7 protein-coding genes are annotated in these 7443 nt (G+C 70.4%); 4 read left to right on the plus strand and 3 right to left on the minus strand.

Annotation, left to right across the window (positions count from 1 at the left end; genetic code table 11):
* Window positions 1-398: 398 nt before the first annotated feature.
* Window positions 399-1322: a hypothetical protein gene (locus tag HG543_RS49495; RefSeq protein ID WP_169351963.1), complete on the minus strand. Its 924-nt coding sequence runs from the start codon at window positions 1320-1322 to the stop codon at window positions 399-401.
* Window positions 1323-1423: 101 nt separating this feature from the next.
* On the opposite strand from HG543_RS49495, the gene HG543_RS49500 reads away from it, so the two are divergent.
* Together HG543_RS49500 and HG543_RS49505 are read left to right on the plus strand one after the other, a co-directional pair.
* The gene (locus tag HG543_RS49500) at window positions 1424-2311 is read left to right on the plus strand and encodes an MTAP family purine nucleoside phosphorylase (RefSeq protein ID WP_169351964.1); all 888 of its coding nucleotides are present in this window, start codon (window positions 1424-1426) and stop codon (window positions 2309-2311) included.
* Window positions 2312-2509: 198 nt separating this feature from the next.
* Complete coding sequence (locus HG543_RS49505) at window positions 2510-3559, plus strand: YihY/virulence factor BrkB family protein (RefSeq protein WP_169351965.1); 1050 nt, start codon at window positions 2510-2512, stop codon at window positions 3557-3559.
* A gap of 6 nt (window positions 3560-3565) precedes the next feature.
* On the opposite strand, the gene HG543_RS49510 is transcribed toward HG543_RS49505, so the two are convergent.
* Window positions 3566-4390, minus strand: coding sequence for a M48 family metallopeptidase (locus tag HG543_RS49510; protein ID WP_169351966.1), 825 nt, complete (start codon window positions 4388-4390; stop codon window positions 3566-3568).
* 255 nt (window positions 4391-4645) lie between these two features.
* Here HG543_RS49510 and ku point away from each other — a divergent pair, with 255 nt between their 5' ends.
* Window positions 4646-5602 carry a non-homologous end joining protein Ku gene (gene ku / locus HG543_RS49515; protein WP_169351967.1) on the plus strand — a complete coding sequence of 319 codons (957 nt, stop codon included), beginning with the start codon at window positions 4646-4648 and terminating at the stop codon, window positions 5600-5602.
* 12 nt (window positions 5603-5614) lie between these two features.
* On the opposite strand, the gene HG543_RS49520 is transcribed toward ku, so the two are convergent.
* Window positions 5615-6223: a superoxide dismutase gene (locus tag HG543_RS49520; RefSeq protein ID WP_169351968.1), complete on the minus strand. Its 609-nt coding sequence runs from the start codon at window positions 6221-6223 to the stop codon at window positions 5615-5617.
* A gap of 150 nt (window positions 6224-6373) precedes the next feature.
* Here HG543_RS49520 and mutM point away from each other — a divergent pair, with 150 nt between their 5' ends.
* Complete coding sequence (mutM, locus tag HG543_RS49525) at window positions 6374-7219, plus strand: bifunctional DNA-formamidopyrimidine glycosylase/DNA-(apurinic or apyrimidinic site) lyase (protein ID WP_169351969.1); 846 nt, start codon at window positions 6374-6376, stop codon at window positions 7217-7219.
* Window positions 7220-7443: the final 224 nt, after the last annotated feature.

Genomic DNA, 7443 nt, shown 5'->3' on the forward strand with positions numbered 1-7443 from the left:
GGGGGAGGCATGGGGAGTGCTTCCTCTTGTCGCTGCGGTCGGGGGCTCGGAATGGCAACATGAAAGAGTTGCCAGGGGAAAGTCAGCGGCGCCCCTGGGGGGCATTCGGCTGTCTATTAGAGGAAAGAGCCGATTCCCGGGCAATACGTCGGGTGGACTGCGCGGTCCGTCGCTTGCTGCCTTGGATCTGGCCGCACCCGCTCTGACGCGCTGCGCCTGAAGTGGATTTTTACAGGGCAGGCCGTAACTTCCCCTCACGACTCCTCGCCCTGATTCTGCAGTGCGCGGCGCCGTTGACCTGGTTCGGTAACAGTTTCGTCTCGGACGCCAGCGGCAACCCCAAGCGGGTGCAGATGGCCATCACCGACATCTTCCTGACGGAACCTGGCGTCAGTCCCTCAGTCCCCGTTCGGGTCCCACTCGGAGATGTCCTTCTTGGGCTCCGGGGGTTTCGAGCGCGGAGGCGCCTGGGGCTTGGCCGTCTCGGGCTTTCGCGTCGGCGGTGGCGCGGGCAGCACCGTCGGCTCGGCATCATCCAGCAGCGGGTCCTTCTCCTCGCGGCCCGCCGCCACCGCCGGCTCCTCCTTCACCGGCGCGGGCTTCACCGTCTCCGCCGCGGGCTTCGCGGGCGCGGACTTCGGCGCCGGCTTCGCCACGGGCTCCGGTGCCGGCTCGGCCCGACCCTCCCGCGGCTCCTCGTCCTCCAGCCCCAGCGACACCTCGGGCCCGGAAGTCCCCTCCGACGCCCGGTACCCCGTCCGCCGCGCCCCGTCCCCCGACACCGTCTCCTCCGCATGCGCCCGGCTCGACGTCGCTCGCGCGCCCGTCCCGGGCTTCGAGTCCGGCGCCGGCGGAATCTCCTCCTTCGCCGTCTCCCGCGAGCCGGAGGCCCGGTACGCGTCCCGCTTCTCCGTGCCACCCTTGGAGTCGGCCGGCGCGTCGTAACCAAACGGGTCGTTCGGGTCGCGCTTCTTGCGAGGCGTGGCGGGCGACTCGTCCGCCCACGGGTCGTCCTCCCGGATGTCCTTCTTCGACTTCTTCCGCGCCGTCTCCTCCTCCTTCTTCCGCCGGGTGGGGCGCGCCTCCTCGATGGCCCCGGGCGGCAGGCCCTTCAGCGTCGAGTGCCGGTCCGCGCAGTTGTCCAGGCTCTCCTGGCAGTCCGCGAAGCACGCCGTGAGCTTCTTCAGGTAGCGACTGCTGCCGCCGTACTCGATGGCGCAGTCCTCCTTGCACGTGGAGTAGTCCTCCTGGCAACCGGAAGGCGGAGCCGCGGCGGCGGAGCCGGCGGAGAGGGTCAGGGTGAGGAACAGGAGGGCACGCATGGCGAATGCGAAAACTACCAGTCTTCTCGCCTTCCCGTGACAGGGCCCCGCGATACAGTCCGCTTCCGCGACGGCGCCGCGGACGCGCCAAGAGGAGGCACATGGCTGGCAGGGTGGGCATCATCGGGAGCCACGGACTGGGACAGGCCCTCGGAGTCCTCGGTCGGGGGGAATCCCACACCCTGGAGACCCCCTTCGGCCCCCACGCGGGCCCCATCATCACCACCGAGCTGGACGGCGTCCCCGTCGTCTACGTCTCCCGCCACGGCCGCGGCCACGTCTTCAACGCCACCCGCTCCCCGTACCGCGCCAACCTCTTCGCCATGAAGTTGCTGGGCGTCACCCACGTGCTCGCCACCAGCACCGTGAGCAGCCTGCGCGAGCACCTCCCGCCGCTCCAGCTCGTCCTGCCCGACCAGGTCATCGACCGGACCTATCGCCGGCCCTGCACCTTCTACGACGACGTCGCCGTCCACGTGGAGCTGGGCCTGCCCTTCTGCTCCACCCTGCGGCAGGTGCTCGCCGGCGTCGCCGACCCGCTCGGCCCCGGCGTCCACCCCGAGGCCACCTACGTCTGCGTCGAAGGCCCCTCGCTCAGCACCCGCGCGGAGAGCCTCCTGTACCAGTCGATGGGCGGAGACCTCGTCGGCATGACGGCCATGCCCGAGGCCCGGCTCGCGCGCGAGGCGGAGATGCACTACGCGCTGGTGGCCCTGCCCACCGCCTATGATTCGTGGCGGCCTCCGCCCGCGGGCCAGGAGCATGAGACGCTCCTGGCGCGGATGTCCGAGAACCTCCAGGCCGTCACCGCCAGCGGCGCCGCCCTCATCCGCCGCGCGCTGCCCCGCATCGCCGCGTCCCCGACCGCCTGCCGCTGCGACTCCGCGCTCACCATGGCCATCTGGACCGACCGGGCCCGCATCCCCGACGAGGTGCGCGCACGGCTCCGTCCGCTGCTGGGCAGATACCTCCCGCCCAACGTCGCGTAGTCGCGTGCTCGACGGGCCCCTCCCACCTGGCGACATGTCGACCCCCGCGAGGGACGCCCCAGGGCGCTTCCGCCCCGTGTTGGCGAGGTGACGCCGGAAGGCGCCTGTGCCAGCGGGCGCCCGCCTGCCCGCCTGCTGCCATCCCGCCCCGTCGTCCCCACCTTGCTACCCCCGGGGGTATCGAGAGAGGAGGGGAGCATGCGGTGGCCCAGGCTCAAGTACCTCACCTGGCGCGAGTTCGGCCGACGCTTCGTGAAGGAGTTCCAGGAGGACACCGTCACCGACATCGCGGCGCAGCTCTCCTACTACTTCCTCTTCTCCCTCTTTCCGTTCCTCTTCTTCCTCTTCACGCTCGTCGCGTACATGCCCTTCGCCCCGGGCGCGGTGGACGCGATGCTGGACCGCATCCGCCCGCTGGTGCCCGGTGACGCGCTGGAGTTGGTGACGGGCCACCTGCAATCGCTCGTCAACCAGCCGCGGCCGAAGCTGCTGACGGCCGGTCTCGTCATCGCCCTGTGGACGGCGTCGCGCGGCGTGGACGCCCTGCGCAAGGCGCTCAATCTCGCCTATGACGTGCCCGAGTCCCGTCCCATGTGGAAGACGCAGGGCCTGGCCATGCTGGTGACGCTCGCGGGCACGCTGCTCATCCCGCTGTCCTTCACCGTCTTCCTGCTGGGCGGAAGGCTGGGCGCGTGGCTCGCGGAGCGGCTGCAGCTCATCGACGAGTTCTACGTCGTCTGGTCCTGGCTGCGCTGGCCCTTCACCGCGGGGCTGGTGATGCTGGCGCTGGCGCTCTGCTACTACCTGCTCCCAGACGTGAAGCAGAAGTTCAAGTACATCACCCCCGGCTCCGCCCTGGGCACGGGCATCTGGCTGCTGAGCACGTGGGGCTTCACGCAGTACGTGGAGCACTTCGGCAAGTACAACGTCACCTACGGCTCCATCGGTGGCGTCGTGGTGCTGATGCTGTGGCTCTACATCTCCGGGCTGGTCTTCATCCTCGGGGGCGAAATCAACGCCATCCTCGAGCACGCCTCCGCGCAGGGGAAGGAGAAGGGCGCGCGGGACTTCAACCAGCCGGCCCCGCTGGAGCCGCCCATCAAGACGCCCGGCGCCGCGAAGAGCGCCAGCAGCGCGAAGAAGTCGCGGCTGGCGCGCTTCCGGTGGAAGCGGCGCGTGGCCCGGGGACAGTCCCCCGAGCCCACCGTGACGGAGCTGGAGCGCGAGCCTCCGTCCCACCTGCACTGAAGCGGGCTACTTGCCGCCCAGCTTCTGCTTGATGGCGGGCAGCCCGCCCGGGCTGTTGTTGCTGCCGCGCAGGTTGTTCTGCGAGATGATCTTCTGGATGTGGGTGATGCGGTCCCTGTTCGTCGGGTGCGTGCTCAGCCACTTCATGAAACCCGGCGTGTCGCCCTGCTCCTTCTGCAGCTTCTGGAAGAAGGTGATGAGCCCGCGCGGGTCATAGCCGGCGCCGGACGCGTAGCGCGCGCCGAACTCGTCCGCTTCGATTTCCTCGCCGCGGCCGTGGGCCAGCATGGCGCCGCCGCCCACCAGCTGCGTGGCGATGGTGGCCACCGTGCCGGGGTTCTTCCCGAGCGCCGCCTGCGTCACGGCCTGCAGGCCGAGCTGGTTCACCATGGCGCGCGCCGAGTGACGGCCCACCACGTGGCCCGCCTCGTGCGCCATGACGCCGGCCAGCTCCGCCTCCGTGTCCGCCGCCAGGATGAGGCCCGTGTAGACGTACAGGTAGCCGCCCGGCGTGGCGAACGCATTCACCGTCTTCGGGTCGTCGATGACGTTGATCTTCCACTTCACCCCCGGCCGGTCCTTGGTGGCCTGCCGGATGATGGGCGCGGAGAGCGCGCGCACGTACTCGACGACCGTCGCGTCCTGCACGTACTTGACCTTCTCCTTCGTCTCCAGTTCCTGCTTCACCTGCTTGCCCAGGTCCTCTTCCTGCTCGTCGGAAATGAGGGTGGCCGCGATGGCCTTCTCGGCGGAGATGCGCTGCTTGGCGCAGCCCGTCGTCACGCCCATCGCCAGGGTGAGGCCCAGTAACATCGAGAGGATTCGCTGCATGACCAGGAGTGCCTTTCTTTCCAATGGTTGAATGGCGCGGGCCCGACTCTTCGCCAGGGGCCGCCCTCGCGGCAAGCCTCGTGTGCCGCTTCGTTCGTTAGGGACGGGGGCCGGGTGCATCCCATCCAAAAGGCGTCCGCCAGCGCCGCCCGCGCGCACACCAGGGGGCCCGGCGAGCCTTGCGGGACGCGGAAGCGGTACGGACCTTTGGGGTTACCGATGCCGCGCACCCGCGGCAGGTGAGGGGAGGCCCCGATGTCACGTCCCGTGTGGGTCGGCTCGCTGAGCTTCGGGCTGGTGAGCGTTCCGGTGAGGCTCTACAGCGCCATCAGCTCGCGACAGGTCCAATTCCACCTCCTGCACGACGAGGACGGCGCCCGCATCCAGAACAAGCGGGTGTGCTCGGCGGACGGCGAGGAGGTCCCCTACGAGCACGTGGTGAAGGGGTACGAGCTGGGCGACGGCCGCTACGTGGAGGTGACGCGTGGTGAGCTGGAGGCGTTCGACCCCGAGGCCAGCCGCGCCATCGAGCTGGAGGACTTCGTGGAGCTGGGGGACATCGACCCGCTCTACTACGACACCCCGTACCACCTCGTGCCCGCGGAAGGGGCGGAGCGCTCCTACGAGCTATTGGTGGCCACGCTGCGCGAGTCGGGGCGCGTGGGCATCGGCCGGTTCGTCATGTACCAGAAGGGCCACCTGTGCGCGGTGCGGCCCCATGGCCGGGGGCTGCTCCTGTCCACGCTCCACTACGCGGAGGAGGTGGTGTCCCAGGACAGCCTCACCGAGCTGGCCCTGGTGGGCCCGCGTCCCCAGGAGCGCGAGCTGCAGGCGGCGCTGAGCCTCGTCGAGGCGCGCGCCACGCGGTTCGACCCCCGGCGCTACCACGACGTCCACCGCGAGCGGCTCCTGGCCTTCATCCAGCGCCGCGCCTCCCGGCTGGGCCGCCCGAAGGCGACGGGCGAGCGCCCCACGCCCGCGGGAGCCACCGCCCAGCCGCCCCAGCACGCCGACCTGCTGGCGGCGCTGGAGCGCAGCGTGGCCGCGCTCCGGGCGGGCCAGCCGCTGCCGCCTCCCGAGCAGGGCGCGCTGCGGCTGCGGCCCCAGGCGTCGGCCCGCGAGTTCCGGGAGCGGCGTGGGGGAGGGGAGTCCCCCGCGCCCGGCACCCCGGAGTCCCCGCGGAAGAAGGACGGCGGCGAGCCGTCGGCCTGAAGACGCGCGTGACTACTTCAGCCGGCCCTCGCAGGCGTCGTAGTCGATGTTGGAGAAGTACGCGTCCACGTACTTGGCGCGCTCGTTCGCCTTGTAGTCCGGCGTGAAGGCGTGCTCCCACGCGTCCATGATGATGATGGGCTTGAAGCCGGCGATGTTGTTCGTCTCGTGCAGGGTGATCCAGTGGTTGGAGAGCCACCCGGTGCGCGGGTCCTGGAAGGTGACGGCCCAGCCGATGCCCGGCATGGTGGCCACGGCCTTGAAGTCCGTGAACCAGTTCTCGAAGGAGCCGAAGCTCTCCTCCATGGCCTTGCGCAGCTTCGCCGGCGGCGTCTGGCCCGAGCCCCCCGGCTTCATGTTGCCGAAGTAGTACTCGTGGAGGACCATGCCGTTGTACTCGAAGCCCAGCCGGCGGGTCATCTCCGCGTAGGCCGGGTTGGTGCCCGCGGCCTCACCCTTGAGCTGCAGGCCGGACAGCGACTCGGTCAGCTTGTTGGTGCGGTTGACGTAGCCCTCGTACAGCTTGAAGTGCGTGTCCAGCACCGCGTCGCTGAGGCCCTTGAGGGCCTTCAGGTGGGGGAACTGCATCGGCGTGTACTTCTTCTGGGGAACGTCCGCCATGCTGCCTCCGGAGAGTGGGTGAAGAGGGTGTCCGAAGGCCGCCTCATAACGGAGGCCCGGGAGGCCGGCGTGGAGAACTTCACGCGGGTGTGAGCGGCACGACAAGTTGCCGGTGCGGGAGCCTACCCGGGGTGCTATGTGCCCGGGCGGATGCCTGAGCTTCCGGAAGTGGAGATTGCGCGGCGCAACCTGGTCCGCTGGTTCGACGGCCGCCGCCTCGTGCGCGCCGAGGCCGACGACACCCGCATCTTCCGCGGCGCCGAGCGCCAGCGCTTCTCCGAGCTGTCCGGCCGGCTGGAGTCACTCGTCCGCCGGGGCAAGTACCTCCTCTTCGCCTTCGAGGGCGGCCGGGGCCTCATGGGCCACCTGGGGATGACGGGCAAGTTCGTGCGGCGCACGGAGGGGCACGTGGAGCCCTACAGCCGCGCCCGCTTCCACCTGGACGACGGCCACGTCATCCACTTCAGCGACCCGCGCATGTTCGGCCGCATGGAGCCCGCTCCCGCCGCGGCCCTGCGGGTGTTGGATTCGGTGAAGCTCCTGGGCAGGGACCCCCTGGCGGACGGCCTCACCGCGGGCCAGCTCCAGGCCGCCGTGGGCTCCTCCCGGAAGCCCTTGAAGGTGGCGCTGATGGACCAGGAGCGGCTGGCCGGCCTGGGCAACATCCACGCCGCCGAGGCGCTCTTCCGCGCCGGCCTCCACCCCTCCCGGGAGCCCGGCTCCCTCACTTCGGACGAGTGGAAGCGTCTGGTACAGGCCATCCGGGCCACCATCGACTTCGGCCTGAAGGAGCAGGAGGGCGAGGAGCCCGTGTATCTGGAGGAGGGCCGCTCGGAGAATCCCTTCCTCGTGTATGGCCGCGCCGGGGGCCCATGCTCCCAGTGCGGTACCGCCGTGGAGTCCTTCACCCAGGGCGGCCGCACCACCCACTTCTGTCCGAAATGCCAGCCCCGCTCAGGCGTTCACGCGCCGAAGCCCCGGGCCGGTAAGCGTTGACACCCCCATGTCCCATGGCTTGAATCGCCCGCCTTTCAGACCCGGCCGCCCCGCGCGGCCCTGGAGATCGTTGCCCATGTCTCACGCCCTGCTGGCGGCGCTGCTCGTCGCTTCGTCCACGGCCACCGCGCAGACGCCGGTGCCCGACGGTGGCACGCCCGCGCCCACCGAGGCCGCGCCCACCGAGGCCGCGCCCGCCGCTCCCGCCACCCCGCCCGCCGAGC

The sequence above is a fragment of the Pyxidicoccus fallax genome, assembly GCF_012933655.1.
Taxonomy (GTDB): Bacteria; Myxococcota; Myxococcia; order Myxococcales; family Myxococcaceae; genus Myxococcus; species Myxococcus fallax.